General features: G+C 58.9%; 12 protein-coding genes. 1 reads left to right on the forward strand and 11 read right to left on the reverse strand.

Translation table 11 applies throughout. The annotated features are described in order from the left end of the window. Positions 1-583: 583 nt before the first annotated feature. From J7447_RS29855 to J7447_RS29880, 6 genes are all read right to left on the reverse strand, one after another. Complete coding sequence (locus tag J7447_RS29855; RefSeq protein WP_209171704.1) at positions 584-1,930, reverse strand: TRAP transporter large permease subunit; 1,347 nt, start codon at positions 1,928-1,930, stop codon at positions 584-586. Then, positions 1,896-2,471, reverse strand: coding sequence for a TRAP transporter small permease (locus J7447_RS29860; protein WP_209171705.1), 576 nt, complete (start codon positions 2,469-2,471; stop codon positions 1,896-1,898). The genes J7447_RS29855 and J7447_RS29860 overlap by 35 nt, the downstream gene beginning before the upstream one ends. 182 nt (positions 2,472-2,653) lie before the next feature. Beyond that, positions 2,654-3,793: a TRAP transporter substrate-binding protein gene (locus tag J7447_RS29865; RefSeq protein WP_209171706.1), complete on the reverse strand. Its 1,140-nt coding sequence runs from the start codon at positions 3,791-3,793 to the stop codon at positions 2,654-2,656. A 361-nt stretch (positions 3,794-4,154) separates the two neighbouring features. Continuing rightward, entirely contained in the window at positions 4,155-7,343 is a 3,189-nt protein-coding gene (locus tag J7447_RS29870; RefSeq protein ID WP_055661520.1) for a multidrug efflux RND transporter permease subunit, read from the reverse strand. 123 nt (positions 7,344-7,466) lie between these two features. After that, on the reverse strand, positions 7,467-8,657 hold the full coding sequence (locus J7447_RS29875; RefSeq protein WP_023000087.1) for an efflux RND transporter periplasmic adaptor subunit: 1,191 nt from the start codon (positions 8,655-8,657) through the stop codon (positions 7,467-7,469). Between the two features lie 59 nt (positions 8,658-8,716). Next, on the reverse strand, positions 8,717-9,514 hold the full coding sequence (locus J7447_RS29880; protein WP_209171707.1) for an alpha/beta hydrolase: 798 nt from the start codon (positions 9,512-9,514) through the stop codon (positions 8,717-8,719). Positions 9,515-9,681: 167 nt separating this feature from the next. Here J7447_RS29880 and J7447_RS29885 point away from each other — a divergent pair, with 167 nt between their 5' ends. Beyond that, positions 9,682-10,602 carry a LysR family transcriptional regulator gene (locus J7447_RS29885; RefSeq protein WP_209171708.1) on the forward strand — a complete coding sequence of 307 codons (921 nt, stop codon included), beginning with the start codon at positions 9,682-9,684 and terminating at the stop codon, positions 10,600-10,602. Between the two features lie 54 nt (positions 10,603-10,656). Here the strand turns inward: J7447_RS29885 and J7447_RS29890 are convergent, their stop codons facing one another. From J7447_RS29890 to J7447_RS29910, 5 genes are read right to left on the reverse strand one after another with little or no spacing between them, the layout of a single operon-like run. Beyond that, positions 10,657-11,955, reverse strand: coding sequence for an FAD-binding oxidoreductase (locus J7447_RS29890; protein WP_209171709.1), 1,299 nt, complete (start codon positions 11,953-11,955; stop codon positions 10,657-10,659). A gap of 8 nt (positions 11,956-11,963) precedes the next feature. Beyond that, entirely contained in the window at positions 11,964-13,586 is a 1,623-nt protein-coding gene (locus tag J7447_RS29895) for a choline dehydrogenase (protein ID WP_209171710.1), read from the reverse strand. An 8-nt stretch (positions 13,587-13,594) separates the two neighbouring features. After that, positions 13,595-14,455, reverse strand: coding sequence for an ABC transporter permease (locus J7447_RS29900; protein ID WP_055661526.1), 861 nt, complete (start codon positions 14,453-14,455; stop codon positions 13,595-13,597). A 12-nt stretch (positions 14,456-14,467) separates the two neighbouring features. Then, the gene (locus J7447_RS29905; protein WP_023000093.1) at positions 14,468-15,340 is read right to left on the reverse strand and encodes an ABC transporter permease; all 873 of its coding nucleotides are present in this window, start codon (positions 15,338-15,340) and stop codon (positions 14,468-14,470) included. Continuing rightward, on the reverse strand, positions 15,337-16,461 hold the full coding sequence (locus tag J7447_RS29910) for an ABC transporter ATP-binding protein (RefSeq protein ID WP_055661527.1): 1,125 nt from the start codon (positions 16,459-16,461) through the stop codon (positions 15,337-15,339). Before J7447_RS29910 ends, J7447_RS29905 begins: the two co-directional genes overlap by 4 nt. Between the last annotated feature and the right edge of the window lie 17 nt (positions 16,462-16,478).

Below are 16,478 nucleotides of genomic sequence, written 5' to 3' on the forward strand. Positions count from 1 at the left end.
TCAGGCTCATAACCTGAAGGTCGCAGGTTCAAATCCTGCTCCCGCAACCAAATAAACAAAAGGCCGCCCAAAAAGGGCGGCCTTTGTCGTATTCGGTAACGGATACAGATTTTAAACTGACCAGCGCCCCCACAAAAAGCGCTATGCCCGACGCCCAAGGCCACAAAACTCTCAGAGCCACTTACCAAAACAAACAAATAACCCCGGCAGATATCCTGACCGGGGTTTTTTGTTGCCTAACGCATCTCGACCGGAACCGTTCCAGGGACACCCGAACGGCAAAGCCCAAAAGAAGCGCCGGAAACAAACCTAAACCGCTCCAAAAATCCAAAAGCCCCGCCAACATTACTGGCAGGGGCTCCGGGTATCTCTGATCCAAAAACCAAACCTGAGCCGTCGACAACAAAACACCGCCCAACGTCGACGCCATCTCCTCAATCATACCGTCCTCAACAATCAAAGGCGGGGAAAGCGCGATGATGTCCCCTGTAACGCGGATCGGCAAGCCTGCTGAAAAGGCAAAGAAGCGTTCATGTGTAATAGCGTGCCGCATCCAATTGAAAGAACGCGACACGCCTTTGAGTTACAGCATCCAGGTCGCGATGCCAGGGAAGAACAGCAAGATTGCGAGAACAAAGAGCTGCAGCACGATAAACGGAAGCAGAGCTCCGTAAATGTTGCCAAGTGTAATGTCCGGTGGGGCGACACTTTTCAGGTAGAAGGCAGCCGGACCGAAGGGGGGTGTCAGGTAGGAGACCTGCATGTTGACTGCAAACAGGATGCCGAACCAGATCGGATCATATCCCAGCTGAACGACAATCGGCACGAAGATGGGCAAGGTCAAAAGGGCGATCCCGATCCAGTCCAGGAACATGCCCAGCACTAGCAGGATCAGCATCATGATCAGAATGACGGCCACGGGCGACGCGTCGAGACCAAGCATGACCGCGGAGACGAAGCGGTTGCCCCCCATGAGGTTGTAGACACCGACGAGCACGGCTGCGGCGATCCCGATCCAGATGATCATGCCGCAGGTTTCCAGCGTGTGGACCAGACTGTCCTGAAGCATACGGGCGTTAAGTTCCCTGCGGAGCAGTGCGATGATGAGCACTGACGAAACCCCGAGTGCAGCTGCTTCGGTGATAGAGGCGATGCCTCCATATATGGAACCCAGAACTGCTACCACGATGAACACAGGGGCGATCAGGGACCGGATCGCACTTCCTATTGTTTCTTCGGCGCGTTCTTCCGCCGAAATTGGTGGCCCGAGGTCCGGGTTTCGGAAACAGCGTACAAGAACATAAGCGATATAGCAGCCGAGCAGCATCAGGGCTGGTGTGACTGCCGCAACGAAGAGGTCGGCAATGGAAACACTTGCCACCAGCCCATAAATGATCAGAACGATCGAGGGCGGCATCATGGTCCCAAGCGAACCACCGGCGCAAACGACGCCTATCGAAAGGTCACGGTCATATCCAAGCCGCAGCATCTGGGGCAAGGCCAGAATTCCCAGTAGAACGATCTCACCACCGATGACGCCGGACATGGCGGCCATCAGGGTGGCGACGATCAGCGTTTGGACAGCGACACCACCTGGCAACCGTCCGGCAAGCACCCTCATTCCGTTGAAGAGGTCCTTCGCGATTCCTGATCTGTCGAGGAGCGCCGCCATCAGGATGAACATCGGAATGGCGACGAGGGAATATTCCGTAATGAAGCCGAAGATGCGAGCCGTAACCAGCGGCAGCGCATTTCCTCCGAACCAGCCGAACGTGAAAACCAGGGCTACGAGCCCCGTCACCCAGGCGAGAGGCTGACCTGTAAGCAACAAGACGAAGATGCTGCCAACGAGCAAAATTGTACCGTATTCAATACCCAGATCGTTGAGGCCCATGTCATTGGCCTCCGCGTTCGATATAGGCAGCGTCATCGCCGCGGATCGCCTTGATCAGGTGCATCAGGGTCTGAACGAACATCAGGCAAACGCAGAACAGAATAATGATTTTCAGCAGTGCCGGTGTTGGCGGGTTCCACGCGGTACCCGTGCCCTCCAGATGGATATCGCCGTTGGGTCGGTGGGTCGCCTTCCAGGCCATCGTCGCGCCTGCGTATCCCAGTCCTGCAAAGAAGATCATCGCGATCAAGGAATTGACGATATCCAGCCATCGACGCACCCGGGGCGAAACCGAGTCATAAATCATGCGCACGCGAATATGCTTGTCGCGAGCGAGCGCTACGGGACCGCCGATCAGGAAGATGGCTGCTATGAGGAAGGTCGTGCTCTCGTGAGCCCAATACGTCGGGCTATCAAAAACGTAGCGGGCGATAACCTCATATACGCTGATGGCAAACGCCAGAAAGATAGCCCAGGCAAAGAGCTTCGCGGACCCGGCAATGAACCGGTCGAGGCCGGTTCGCAGGTTCGCCTGGCCATTGTCCTCCAGGTCACTCACATCCGGATTGTCCGGCATGGATTCTTCTCCCGTCGCGCAGTTGGCAAGCTGTTGTGGAAATAGGGGATGGCCAATCAATCTTGGCTGACGGCCACGCACCGGCATCTCGTTTCACCCGTTATGGACAGATAGAAACAAGGTCAGGCCGCACCCGGACCTTTCGGTCCGGGTGCGGCTGCGTCAACGGAACGTTGGTCAGATCAGAGCTGGTTCCGGCCCTTCAGATAAGCGACCACCGCATCGTAGTAGCGTTGGGTGAGGTCGTTCTTGCCGGCCCAGTTTTCCCATTCCTGCTGCGCGATCCTGCGGAACTTCGCTCGCTCGTCGCCGGACCAGTTGACAATTTCGATCTCCGGGTTTGCCTTGGCTTCCTCGACTGCGGCCGCATCGAGTTTGCGTACGGAATAAACGTGATCGAAAATGAACTGGTCAACGGAGGCGTTCAGGACGGCCTTCAGGTCGTCCGGAAGTTCATCCCAGATTGATTTGGTCATCGAAATGTCGATCAGCGGCAGGGAATGAAAGCCCGGATACAGCGGATAGTGGGCAACGTCGTTCATGCCCTGCGACTGGTTGGTTGCAAAAACCGTATAATCCGCCGCCTGGACAACGCCCTTGTCGAGAGCCGTGAAGACCTCTGAACCGGGAAGCGCAACCGGAGAGGCACCTGCCTTGGAGAAGATCTCGTAGACCATGCCTTCCGGTGCGCGCATCTTGACGCCCTTCAGGTCTTCCACTGAGCGGATCGGAACACTGGAGACGAAAGCTTCCGGCTCAGTTGCTGCCGCTCCGATGAAATGGACGCCATAGGGCTCGACCAATTCGGCGTAAAGCTCGTGACCGCCACCGGATTGCATGAACCCGATCAATTCGAACGGATCGCTCCAGGCACCGACCAGGTTGCCCATCATCGCAAAGGCGGGATCCTTGCCGGCGAAATAGCTCGGATCGGTCAGATGCCCCTGAAGAATACCGGAGCCAACGGCGTCAAGCGTATCGGTATGCGGGACAACGGCGCCAATCGGCAAAACTTCGATCTCGATCCGCCCGCCGGACATTTTTTCGACGTTTTCAGCCCACTTCTGCTTGTTGATGAATCCGGGCTCACCGGCCGTTTCCGAGGTCTGGAAGGTCCAGTTGTAGTCGGCTGCCGTTGCGGCGGTCGGTGCTGTAAAGACCGACAGGGCAAACAAGCTTGTTAGAATTCCGGTCTTCAGCGACGAAAGATGCGCAAAACGTCTTTCCACAGTCACAGATTGTTTGATGCGTGCTGCAAGGTGTTGAAATTGCACACCGCCGCGCAGCGCTTTCGTGTCTTGGTGATAATTATTCGATTGCATGTTTTCCTCCCACATACATCGCCACAAGTTGGCTAGCCAACGCCAGGCACGTCACGTTACGCGGCCAGAAACCAAATATGACAGGTCAATTCACGCAATCCATTTGCGGGAACTCGCAATTTGGGTGTCGTTGCCGGCATTGCATCTCAGGGATGTGAGGGGTGTTCTGAGTGCGGCGACCTTGCGTGACGGGGGGTATCGGGGGAGGCGTTCAGATCTTACCTTGATCGCATGGAGCGTGCGTGCAGTCGACACCGATGCCAGCTGGTCGCACTCTCCACGCCCGTGAAGGGCTGCCCAAGTACAAAACGCCCTGGAAAGGAATGCTTCCAGGGCGTTTTTCTTGTCATTTGGTCCAGGTTCAAGCGGCCGTGTTCTGAGCTTGCGGCTGCTCTGCTGGTTCCTCGTGTTGCGCAAGCGGGCGATTGCCCGAGAGCTTGCGGACCAGCACGTAGAACACCGGCGTCATGAAGATCCCGAAGAAGGTCACGCCGATCATGCCGGAGAAGACCGCGATGCCCATCGCGGCTCGCATTTCCGCACCGGCGCCGGTGGAAAGCACCAGCGGAACCACACCCATGATGAAGGCCATCGAGGTCATCAGGATCGGGCGCAGACGTAGCCGGCTGGCTTCGACTGCCGCTTCAACCGGCGTGCGGCCTTCAAATTCCAGTTCCCTTGCGAATTCCACGATCAGGATCGCGTTTTTCGCCGAAAGCCCGACCAGCACCACCAACCCGATCTGGGTGAAGATGTTGTTGTCGCCATGGGTCAGCCAGACGCCCGTCAGGGCCGCAAGGACACCCATCGGTACGATCATGACGATCGCCACCGGAAGCATCAGGCTTTCATACTGGGCGGCAAGCACCAGGTAGACCAGAAGCAGGGCCAGAGGGAAGACCAGGAACCCGGAGCTGCCGGCAAGGATCTGCTGGTAGGTCAGGTCCGTCCACTCAAAGGCAATGCCTTTAGGCAGGGTTTCTTCCGCAATCCGCTCGACCGCTGCCTGGGCCTGGCCGGAGGAAAACCCGGGAGCCGGGCCACCATTGATGTCAGCCGCAAGGAAACCGTTGTAGCGGGTTGCCCGTTCCGGCCCGGTGGTGGCCTCCACCTTCAACAGGGCGGAGAGCGGGATCATCTGGCCGGTGGCAGAGCGAACCTTCAACTTGCCGATATCGTCGGCATGCGCCCGGTACTGGGCGTCCGCCTGCACCCGGACACTGTAAGTGCGACCGAAGGCATTGAAGTCGTTGACATAAAGTGAACCCAGATAGATCTGCAGCGTCTCGAATACGTCCGTTACCGATACGCCGAGCTGTTCCGCCTTGGTGCGATCAAGATCCGCATAAAGCTGGGGCACATTGATCTGGAAACTGGAGAACAATCCAGCCAGTTCCGGCGTCTGATAGGCTTTCGCCAGGAAGGCCTTGTTGGCCGCGTCAAGTGCCTGGTAGCCGAGACCTGCCCGGTCCTCGATCTGCAGTTTGAACCCGCCAGTGGTGCCAAGGCCCTGAACAGGCGGCGGCGAGAACATGGCAATAAACGCGTCCTGGATCGTGCCGAACTTCTGGTTCAGCTGCATCGCAATGGCGTCGCCGGACAATTCCGGAGACTTGCGTTCCTCGAAATCCGTCAGGGTGGCGAAGACGATGCCCGCGTTGGAAGAGTTGGTGAAGCCGTTGATCGACAGGCCCGGGAAGGCGATGGCGTGTTCGACACCTTCCTGTTCCATGGCGATCTCGCTCATCCGGCGGATGACGTCTTCGGTCCGGTCCAGCGTGGCAGCGTCGGGAAGCTGGGCAAAGCCGATCAGATACTGTTTGTCCTGTGCCGGCACGAAGCCACCGGGGACCGTTGTGAAGAGACTGTAGGTCGCCCCTGCAAGTGCCATGTAGACCACCATGACGATGGTCTTGCGGGACAACAGGCCGCCGACGCTCTTGCCATAGGCGTTGGAACCGGCGCCGAAGGCCCGGTTGAAGCCCTTGAAGAACCAGCCGAACAGGAAGTCCATCGAACGTGTCAGCCAGTCCTTGGGCGCATGGTGATCCTTCAGGAGAAGGGCGGCCAGGGCCGGGGACAGAGTGAGCGAGTTGATGGCCGAGATGACAGTCGAGATTGCGATCGTCAGTGCGAACTGGCGATAGAACTGACCCGAAAGGCCGGTGATGAAGGCGAGCGGGACAAACACCGCCACAAGCACCAGTGCAATGGCGATGATCGGTCCGGAGACTTCCTTCATGGCCTTGTAGGTTGCCTGGCGCGGGTTCAGCCCGTTTTCGATGTTTCGTTCGACGTTTTCAACGACCACGATCGCGTCATCGACCACGATGCCGATGGCGAGAACCAGCCCGAAGAGGCTGAGAGCGTTGATGGAAAAGCCGAAGACATACATGACTCCGAAGGTGCCGATGATCGACACGGGAACGGCGATCAGCGGAATGATCGATGCGCGCCATGTCTGCAGGAACAGGATCACGACGAGAACCACAAGCACCACGGCTTCCAGCAGCGTGTCGACAACCTTCTCGATGGAGGATCGAACAAACTTTGTGGTGTCGTAGACGATTTCGTATTTGACGCCGTCAGGCATGGCGACCTGAAGGTCGTTCATGGTCTCGACCACTGCATCGGAAATGGCAATTGCGTTGGAGCCGGGTGCCTGGAACACAGGAATGGCGACGGCCGGTTTGCCGTCGAGCAGGGAGCGCAGCGAATAATCGGCTGCACCGAGCTCGATCCGGGCAACGTCGCGCAACCGGGTGACCTCACCGTTTTCACCGGTACGGACAATGATGTTGCCGAACTCTTCCGGCGTCTGAAGACGACCTTGCGCATTGACGCTGAGCTGAACGTCGACACCCTTCAGGTTCGGCGAAGCGCCGATAATGCCGGCCGCGGCCTGCACGTTCTGTTGGCGGATGGCGTTGGTGATGTCGCTGGCTGCCAGGTTATGGCCGGCCGCCTTTTGAGGGTCGACCCACACACGCATGGAGTAATCGCCGGAACCGAACACCTGCACCTGGCCGACACCCTGCAGGCGGGCCAGCCGGTCCTTGATGTTGAGGACGGCATAGTTGCGCAGGTAGGTGATGTCGTAGCGATTGTCCGGCGAAGTCAGGTTCACGACCATCATCAGATCGGGTGAACTTTTCACCGTGGTTATGCCAAGGCTTCGTACTTCCGCCGGGAGACGGGGTTCGGCTTGCGAGACGCGGTTCTGGACAAGCTGCTGGGCCTGATCGGGATCAGTGCCGAGCTCGAACGTGACCGTGAGTGTCATGACGCCGTCAGAGGTCGCCTGGCTGGACATGTAGAGCATGCCCTCGACACCGTTGATCTGTTCTTCCAGCGGTGTTGCCACCGTCTCGGCAATGACCTTCGGGTTCGCCCCCGGATAGGCGGCGCGCACGACGATCGATGGCGGTACCACCTCGGGGTATTCTGAGATCGGCAGCGCCCGCAGACCGATCAGGCCGGCGATGAGGATGAGGACAGACAGCACACCGGCAAAGACCGGGCGGTCGACGAAGAATCTCGAGATATTCATATCCAGGCCCTTTCCGGTCGGAAATCGGGACAACACGTCCCCGGCCGGTGGCGGCGCCACCGGCAATCATGACTTGAATTGTTGAAGAGGGGAGGTGGAGCGCCTTGCACTCCACCTGTTCACTCAGTTTGCAGCGGCAACGTCGTTTTCGAGCTGAGGATCGACGAGTGCACCAGAGCGGATCCGTTGCAGGCCGTTGACGACGATCCGTTCACCCGGCTCGAGGCCGCTGTCGACGATACGTGCACCTTCCGCGGTCCTGCCAAGGTCGATCGGCCTGTAGGCCACCTTGTTGTCGTCACCGACGACATAGACATATTTCTTGTCCTGGTCGGTGCCGATGGCGCGTTCGCTGATCAGGACCTTCTGTTCCGGCCTTGGCTCACCCATGCGGATACGCACGAACTGGCCCGGGATCAGCCTGCCGCCCGGATTGTCGAAGACCGCCCTGACACCAATGGTGCCGCTGACGGCGTCAACCTGGTTATCGACCAGCTGCAGCTTGCCCTTCACCGGGTGTCCGGCGGTTGACGAGGTTTCGATTTCGACGGGGATCATGTCCAGTGGCGGCACCGCTGCATCTGTCTGCGGCAACTCGGCCAGAACCCGCGAGACCAGGTCTTCACTTGCGTTGAAGCTTGCATAGATCGGATCGACAGAGACAAGGGTTGTTAATGCCGGCGATGCGGAGCCCGCGGCAACGAGATTGCCGACGGTGATCTCGATCTTGCCGACACGACCCGACACGGGTGCCAGCACCTTGGTGTAGCCAAGTTCCAGCTTGGCCGACCTGAGAGCTGCCTTGACGGTTCTGAGGTTGGCCTGTGCTTCGGCGTAGGTGTTGCGGCGCTGGTCGAGGACGCTTTGGGAGATGGTCCGGTTTTCGATCAGCTTGTTGCCACGATCCAGTTCCAGCTTGGCGAGGTTGAGCTGCGTTTGCGCAAGTTCAACCTGACCTTCCCTCTGAGCGACGGCGGCCTCGTAGGGAGCCGGGTCAATGGTGAAGAGCAGGTCACCTGCTTCCACCAATGCGCCTTCACGGAAATCGACGGATTGAATGGAGCCGGCCACACGGGAGCGGATCTGAACCCGGTCAACGGCTTCGAGCCTGCCGGAGAAATCTTCCCACACGGTTATTTCGCGGGATTTGACCTCGGCAACGGTCACCGGCACCGCCGGGATGGCGACTGTGCCGCCCGCGGCTGTTGCAGGGCTGCTTGCCGGAAGGTTCATGATGAGGACAGCGGCTGAAACAGAGACAGCAACTGCCAGACTGGCGCCCGTCAGGGCCCAGCGCTTGCTTCTTGATGTCATTGGTCTCTCCTTGGAAACCCTGCTGAAAACACAATCTTCAGAAGGGTTTGGATATCAAATCAGTGGACGCTGACGGACTGCACGAAACCGGAAAACTGCGTGCTTACGGTTTCTTGCCAGGATGGGGTCTCGTCCGTCTTTCCGCCGTAGAGTGATGGCCAGCCTGTCCCGGCGGGGAGAACATGCTGGTGAACTTCAACGCCTGCATTTTTCAGGCAGGTCGCAAAGCCGAGTGTTTCGTCCTTGAGCGGATCGTCCTGAGAAGACAGAACGAGCGCCGGGGCAACGCCGGTCAGGCGTGAGCACATGCATGGGGCCGCATAGGGGTGGCACATGCCGGTGCTGAGATAGTGGCTCCAGCCGTCGGCCCAGATGTCCTTCATGCCGAACTCGCCGGCCTTCTCAAACGATGCAGAGCCCATGAAAGGATCAAGCAAAGGTGACAGAAGGATCTGCCCGTCAAGTTCATCGGCGAAATGATCCCGCGCCTTCAGCGCGACCGCTGCGGCGATGTTGCCGCCAGCCTCGACGCCGCCGACAAGAAGCAGGGATTTCCGGTTCCCAAGGCCGGCGCGCTTTTTCGCCAGATAGGAGAAGATCGAAAACCCCGTTTCCAGCGGCTTCGGAAAGACGCTGCCAAGCGGTACATTGTAATCCGGCATCACGACAATAGCGCCGGTTTCGGCAATGAGATGCGCAAACTCGCTTTCCTGCGGGACGGTGCCTTGAAAAGCGCCGCCGTGAAAATAGATCAGGACTGGCGGCGACTTGCTGTATTCGGCGCCCTGGTAGACACGTGCCGCCACGGGGCCGATGGCCACCTTGTCGAGTGTCATATCCTTGATCTGCACCGTCATTTTCAGCGCCGTTTCGTGTCTGTTGGTTGAGGGAGAACTGGGTACACCAGCTCTCTTGCATGTCCGATAGGTATTGTTGTTCCAACTCTGGAATAAGGGGTGTATTATTGGTTTCACTATTCGAATTTTCGAATAATAAGCCTATTTTTTGATCAGGACGCCCAGAAATGGATCAACTCTCCGCCATGCGCGCCTTTGTGAGGGTGGTTGAAACAGGAAATTTCACCCGAGCCTCCGATTCCCTTCAGATGCCGAAGGCGACGGTTACCAACCTGATCCAGAATCTCGAGAAACATCTGCAGACCAAATTGCTCAACCGGACAACGCGGCGCGTGATCGTGACGACGGACGGCGCGCTTTATTATGAGCGGGCCGTTCAGATCGTTTCGGAGGTCGACGAACTTGATGCCAGCCTGTCCCAGGCCCAGAGCAATCCGGGTGGGCGGCTGCGCGTTGAAATGTCAGGGGCTTTTGCCGACTGGTTCGTGATACCGGAGCTTGGCGGTTTTTACGAAAAATACCCGGATATCCGTATCGACCTCGGGATCGGCGACAGGACAGTCGACTACCTGGCAGAGAATGTTGATTGTGCCTTGCGCGGTGGTGCTCCGGCTGATCAGTCGCTGATTGCACGGCGGGTGGCGGAGGTCGGCCTGACCACTTGCGCGGCAGCGTCCTACCTGGAGCGGGCAGGTACACCGGAAAGCCCGGCAGACGTGAAGGCGAACCACTATTGCGTCAATTATTTCGTTGCCGCCACCGGACGCACCCACCCGTTCACCTTCCGCAAGGACGGTGAGGAAATTCTGGTCGACGGACGCTATCATTGCTCGGTCAACGATGCCCGCAGCTATGTGGCAGCGGCTGTTGCCGGTCACGGTATCGCGCAGCTGCCTGACTTCATGGTGCGGGAAGAGCTGAAGCGCGGGGACCTCGTGCCGCTGTTGACGGAATGGTCTGCCGACACCATTCCGCTTTATATCGTCTACCCGCCCAACCGGCACCTTTCGAACAAGGTTCGCGTTTTTGTCGATTGGCTGGTGCGCCTGCTTGCCGATGTGCCGGCGCCCGCCCAGTCTTCGGTATGAAATGCTGGCAAGGGGGCAGCGCAAGAAGGCTATCCACCGCGAGGCTGACCCCAATCAGATGCCGAACCTGTCCCGCAGTCGGTAGACCAGCACTGATGGTGCCAGGAACCACGGATTGCCCTGGTATAGCGGCCGGGTCGGGAAGGGGATCTTCTCGAACGCGGAGAGTGATTTTTCACGGCCGGTAGCTTTCTGGCCCATACGCATGCCGAGATAACTCGCCATACCTACCCCGGACCCGCAATAGCCGCCCGCGTGAAACAGACCGTTGTCTTCGCCAGCATGGGCGAGCGTGTCGAAGGTGTAGCCGACAAACCCCATCCAGGCATGGCTGATCCGCACGGAGCCAAGTTCCGGAAAGAGGGCCGTCATATCGCGGTGGAGCTTGAGCGCGCTGTTGCGCGGGTCCGTTTCGCTCAAGGAGACCCGGCCGCCAAACAGCACGCGCTTCCGGTCGGGGGACAGCCGGTAGTAATAGACCAGTTTTCTGGTGTCGGAGAGGACCCGGTCCGTCGGAAACAGCCGGTCGATCGTTTCACTCGGGAGTTCTTCCGTAGCGATCACGTAAGAGCCGATCGGGATCAGCCGCCGCTGAAGCCAGGGCGACAGGGGCCCGGAGTAACCATTGGTCGCCAGAATGACCTTGCGTGCCTTGAGGGAGCCGTCGGTTGTCAGAACCTTGAAACCTGACGTCTCGCGTTCAAGCGACACCACCCGGCACTTGCCGCGCACCATCGCGCCTTCCGCCAGCACCTTGTTCAAAAGTGAAGGATGGTACTTGCTGACATCGATGCTGCAATGATGCGGATTGACGATACCGCCATGATAGGCGTCGGTCCCAAGCTCCCGTGCCATGTCGCCTTTCGGCACCATGAAGGCATCGGTCTTCCACACGGGGTGTCCGGCGGCACAGTCTCTGGCAAGGCTCTCGTAAAGATGGGGCTTGTGGGCGCCGTGGAAGCGGCCGGTTTCCCGTAAGCCCATCTCCAGTCCATCTTCCCTTGAAAGTGCGTGCATGTAGTCAAGAGACGCCTGGCCTTCCAGGCAAAGCTGGGTGGCGAGCTCCCTGCCATATCGGCCCGCCAGGTTGGAAAAGGACGGCTTGAGGCTGGTCGAAAGCTGGCCGCCATTGCGCATGCTGCAGCCCCAACCCGGATCTTCCGCGTCGAGAACCAGTGTGCCGAGGCCTTCACGGGCGGTCTGCAGTGCGGCGTTCAGGCCGGTGTACCCACCGCCAACCACCAACACATCGACCTCTGCCGGCAAACCGGTATCCGGCAGTGCGAGTTTGGGCGCGATATCCTGCCAGTATGGTGTCGTCTTGTAGTTGTCCGCAAAAAGAGCCTGAGTCATTACGTGCCTTACGCCGCTCGTGTGTCTTCCAGGATAAGGTCCGCGCCTTTTTCGCCGACCATGATCGCAGGTGCGTTGGTATTGCCGGACGTGACCGTCGGGAAAATCGAGGCATCGACGACCCGAAGCCCTTCGACCCCATAAACCCGCAGACGCGTGTCGACGACGTTTTCGCTCGCCTCCGGTCCCATGCGGCAGGTGCTGACAGGGTGGAAGACTGTGGAACAGCGGCTGCGGACATCCGCCAGCATGTCCTCGTCGGTCTGGACACCCGGGCCTGGTGTGATCTCCTCGTCGATAACCGATTGCATGGCAGGGCTTTCGGCGATCTTGCGCATCAGCTTGCTGCCTTCGATCATCTCCGTGAGATCACGGTTGGTGCTGAGCGAGTTCGGGTGGATCTCCGGCATGTCGAACGGATCGGTGGAGCGCAGGCAGATATGGCCGCGGCTGGTTGGCCGTGTCGGCTGAAAGCCGAGGAGGAAGCCGGGGAAAGGGTCCGGGTTCATCAGCGGACGTTTCCCCTTCGGCGCCTTGGTGTAGCTGACGGGCGAGAAATACAGCTGGATGTTCGGCCGTTCACAATCCGGATTGCTTTTGACGAAGCCACCGGCCTGATTGACACTGAGCGACAGCGGACCACTGCGGGTCAGGACATAGCGGATGCCCTGGGCGAGCTTGCCCCACCAGGGATAAAGCTGCTGGTTCAGCGTCGGCACTTTGGACCGGTAGAGATAGTCGAGGCCAAGATGGTCCTGCAGGTTCTTGCCGACAGCAGGACTGTGCAAGGTGGAGGTGATGCCCTTGGCCTGCAGGTCCGCGCCATCACCAATGCCGGACAACATGAGGATTTGCGGCGAGTTGACGGCACCTGCACTGAGGATCACTTCCCGTCGGGCCTTCACGGTCTGCTCGGTGCCGCCTCGGCTGTAGACGACACCGGTCGCCCGTCCGTTTTCAAGGATCAGCCGGGTCGTGTGTGCGTTAGTCAGGATGGAGACATTCTGACGTTTTTTCGCGCGTGAAAGATAGGCACGGGCCGTCGACATGCGGAACCCGTTTTTCGCGGTTATCTGGTAGAGGCCGACACCTTCCTGGCTTTTGCCATTGAAATCCGGATTACGGCTGAAGCCGGCTTCCTCGCTGGCTGCCAGGAAGTTTTGACACAGCGGGTGGACGTCCTTGTCCATGGAGGAGACATAAAGGGGGCCATCCCCGCCGCGATAGTCGTCGGCACCGTTGCAATTGGTTTCCGAGCGCTTGAAATAGGGCAGAACGTCCTGCCAGCCCCAGCCGGTGTTGCCGAGGGCCTTCCAGTCCTCGAAATCCGCATGCTGACCGCGGATATAGACCATGGCATTGATCGAACTGGACCCGCCCAGCACCTTGCCGCGCGGCCAGTAGCCGGAGCGGTCGTTGAGCCCCGGGTCCGCCTCGGTGTGGTACATCCAGTTGATGTTCCGGTTATAGAAAGCCTTGCCGTAGCCGATCGGCATCCAGATCCAGAAATTGAGATCCGAGCCGCCTGCCTCCAGAAGGCAGACGGTGTATTTGCCGTCTTCCGACAACCGGTCGGCAAGCACCGAGCCTGCCGAGCCCGCGCCGACGATGACAAAGTCGAACTCCGCCATGAATGCTCCTATTGAGAGGTCTTGTCGCGCTGGATGGCAATCGATAGCAGCGCAAGCAGTCCGGACCCGACCATGAGCACGAAGGAGACGGCATTGAGGACCGGCGTCGAGCCGACCTTTGCCATCCGGTCATACATGGTGATCGTCAGCGGCGCTTCCGAGCCGACAAGAAATAGCGTGGTGTTGAAGTTCTCGAACGAGACCAGGAAGGCAACGATGCCGGCCGCGATCATCGCCGGACGCAGGAAGGGCAGCGTGACGGTGCGCAACACGCGGACCCGGCTCGCCCCCAGGTTGAAGGCGGCTTCTTCCATCGTGGCGTCGAATTTCTTCAGCCGGGCTGTGATCACCAGCGAGGTGATGGTGGTGATGAAGGAAAACTGCCCGAACACGACAAGCAGGAGGCCTGGCCTCAGGAACTCAAGCTCCAGATCGAACCTGTTTTCCATGTAGTTCGCGGTGTCGCTGGCCAGGACCAGGATGGAGATGCCGAGGATGACACCCGGGATCACCAGCGGCACCACCATCAGAATGTAGAAGAAGTTCTTGCCTGGAAACTCGCCGCGCACGAACAGGAACGCATTGGTCGTGCCGACGAAGACGGAGAGCGCCGCAACGAAGATTGCGATGACGAAGGAATAATAAAGCCCCTGCAGCAAACGCCGGTCATGGAACATGCCGAGTTTTGGTTCGGTGTCGCTGAAGAACCAGTCCAGCGTGAAACCTTGCCAGGGCAGTGCCGGGAACAGGCTGTCGTTGAAGGCGAAGGCTCCGGCTGAAATCAGCGGCGCTGCCAGGAAGATGAAGAAGGCAACGACATAGAGCCGGTAGCCCATCAGGAACGGAGAGGAGTTCTTTTGCGCAAGCATCGTCTGTCCTCCTCAGCTCTTGGCCACGGTGTTGGCGAGGGTCTGACCGGAGAGTTTCAGGCCGAGCCAGATCACGACGGAGGTAAAAATCAGGAGCAGCATGCCGAAGGCCGCGCCTCCCTCCCAGTTGAAGCGGGTGATGAACTGGTTGTAGATCTGTTCGGTAAACCAGCTCGAATTCTTGCCGCCGAGCAGGATCGGCGTCAGGTAGGAACCTGCCGTCAGCATGAAGGTGACGATACAGCCGGCCACGATGCCCGGCATCGCGTAGGGAATGATGATCCGGCGCAGCACGGTGAAGCCGCTGCCACCCAGATTGTACCCGGCCTCGATCATTGAATTGTCCATGCCGTCCAGCGTCGAAACCAGTGGCACGATCATGAACAGGATCACGGTGTAGACGAGGCCGATGATGACCGCGATGTCGTTGTAGAGAAACTCGACAGGCTGGCCGACCAGTCCGGTCCAGAGCAGGAAATTCGAAATCACACCGGTTTCGCGCAACAGCAGGATCCAGCCGAAGGAACGGATCAGGTCGCTGACCCAGAGCGGGATCAGGCAGAGCAGGAACAGACCACCGCGCGCTCTGGGGCCGGCGATCTTGGCGATGTAGTAGGCAATGGGAAAGCCGATCAGCAGCGCCAGGGCTGTGACCAGCAGGGACATGGATCCGGTTCGAAGAAGCGTGTTCCAGTAGATCGGTTCGTTTATGAAATCCAGATAGTTGGCGAAGCTGTACTCATAGACGCGCGGTGCCACTTTCTCGCGGAAGGAGAGGAGCACCATGCCGATGTGCGGCAGAATGATCAGCAGCAGGATCCAGAGCGCGAAAGGCGAAAACAGCAGGATCAGCGACAGCCGTTTGATATCCTTGTTCTGCATCATGCGCTCTCCGCGCGGGCAAAACACATGGCTTGCCGGGACGACCAGATCAGGCGCACGTCTTCTCCGGGTTTCAGGTCGTTGTTGCCGGTTACCGTCACATCGGACTCGATAAGCTCGCCGCTGCCGGTCCGTACGAGCACACGGCTGTTGGCACCGTTGAAGAGCAGGCTGTCGATGACACCGCTCATCTGGTTGTCGCCTTCTGTCACAGCCTGGTCCGCTTCGGATGCGCGCACCGTGCGGATGAATTCCGGCCGCACGAAAATCTCCACCTTGTCGCCATCACGAATGGTCTGATCCGCGCCGGCACTGAAACTCATCGAAAGGCCCTGGTCCGTTTCCACCTTGCCACCCGTGCCATCTGCGGATTTCACCGTGCCGGACCAGCGGTTGCTGTCGCCAACAAAGCCGGCGACGAAGGCGGTCTTGGGGTGATGATAGAGATCCTGCGGCGTGCCGATCTGTTCGAAAATGCCCTGGTTCATGATGGCGACGTTATCGGACATCACCAGTGCTTCCGACTGATCGTGGGTGATGTAGATAAAGGTCGTGTTGAACTGGTGCTGCAAAAGTTTCAACTCGATCTTCATCGCTTCGCGCAGCTTCAGATCGAGCGCGCCGAGCGGTTCATCGAGCAAGAGTACATCCGGATCGAGCACCATGCAGCGAGCAATGGCGATGCGCTGTTTCTGGCCGCCGGACAACTGGTGGATTTCCCGCTCGCCAACGTCGGGCAGGGCGATCCGCTCCAGTACGTCCTGGACCTTGCGCTTTATTTCCGCATTGCCAACGCCTGCGCACCTGAGGCCATAGGCGATGTTCTCGTAGACGTTCATCATCGGGAACAGCGCCAGATGCTGGAACACCATCTTGACGTTGCGCCGGTTGGGCGGCACGCCGAGTACAGACTTGCCCTTGATCTTGATATCGCCGGAGGTCGGGTCCTCGAAACCCGCGATCATGCGCATCAGGGTTGTCTTGCCACAGCCCGACGGACCGAGAATGGAGAAGAACGAACCGCTCGGGATCTCGAAGGAGACGCCTTTGACGGCGCGAAATCCTCCAAAACTCTTGGCAAGGTCGAGGCATTCAAGATCGTATGCGGGTGAGGTGTGTTTCATCAATGCGGGCCAACTGG

The sequence above is a fragment of the Labrenzia sp. R5_0 genome (genome assembly GCF_017743835.1).
In the GTDB taxonomy this organism is placed as follows: domain Bacteria; phylum Pseudomonadota; class Alphaproteobacteria; order Rhizobiales; family Stappiaceae; genus Roseibium; species Roseibium algicola.

Coding starts and splice junctions, on each gene's coding strand:
- J7447_RS29855 (WP_209171704.1), bottom strand. CDS start 1,930: ATGACGCTGCCTATATCGAACGCGGAGGCCAATGACATGGGCCTCAAC.
- J7447_RS29860 (WP_209171705.1), bottom strand. CDS start 2,471: ATGCCGGACAATCCGGATGTGAGTGACCTGGAGGACAATGGCCAGGCG.
- J7447_RS29865 (WP_209171706.1), bottom strand. CDS start 3,793: ATGCAATCGAATAATTATCACCAAGACACGAAAGCGCTGCGCGGCGGT.
- J7447_RS29870 (WP_055661520.1), bottom strand. CDS start 7,343: ATGAATATCTCGAGATTCTTCGTCGACCGCCCGGTCTTTGCCGGTGTG.
- J7447_RS29875 (WP_023000087.1), bottom strand. CDS start 8,657: ATGACATCAAGAAGCAAGCGCTGGGCCCTGACGGGCGCCAGTCTGGCA.
- J7447_RS29880 (WP_209171707.1), bottom strand. CDS start 9,514: ATGACGGTGCAGATCAAGGATATGACACTCGACAAGGTGGCCATCGGC.
- J7447_RS29885 (WP_209171708.1), top strand. CDS start 9,682: ATGGATCAACTCTCCGCCATGCGCGCCTTTGTGAGGGTGGTTGAAACA.
- J7447_RS29890 (WP_209171709.1), bottom strand. CDS start 11,955: ATGACTCAGGCTCTTTTTGCGGACAACTACAAGACGACACCATACTGG.
- J7447_RS29895 (WP_209171710.1), bottom strand. CDS start 13,586: ATGGCGGAGTTCGACTTTGTCATCGTCGGCGCGGGCTCGGCAGGCTCG.
- J7447_RS29900 (WP_055661526.1), bottom strand. CDS start 14,455: ATGCTTGCGCAAAAGAACTCCTCTCCGTTCCTGATGGGCTACCGGCTC.
- J7447_RS29905 (WP_023000093.1), bottom strand. CDS start 15,340: ATGATGCAGAACAAGGATATCAAACGGCTGTCGCTGATCCTGCTGTTT.
- J7447_RS29910 (WP_055661527.1), bottom strand. CDS start 16,461: ATGAAACACACCTCACCCGCATACGATCTTGAATGCCTCGACCTTGCC.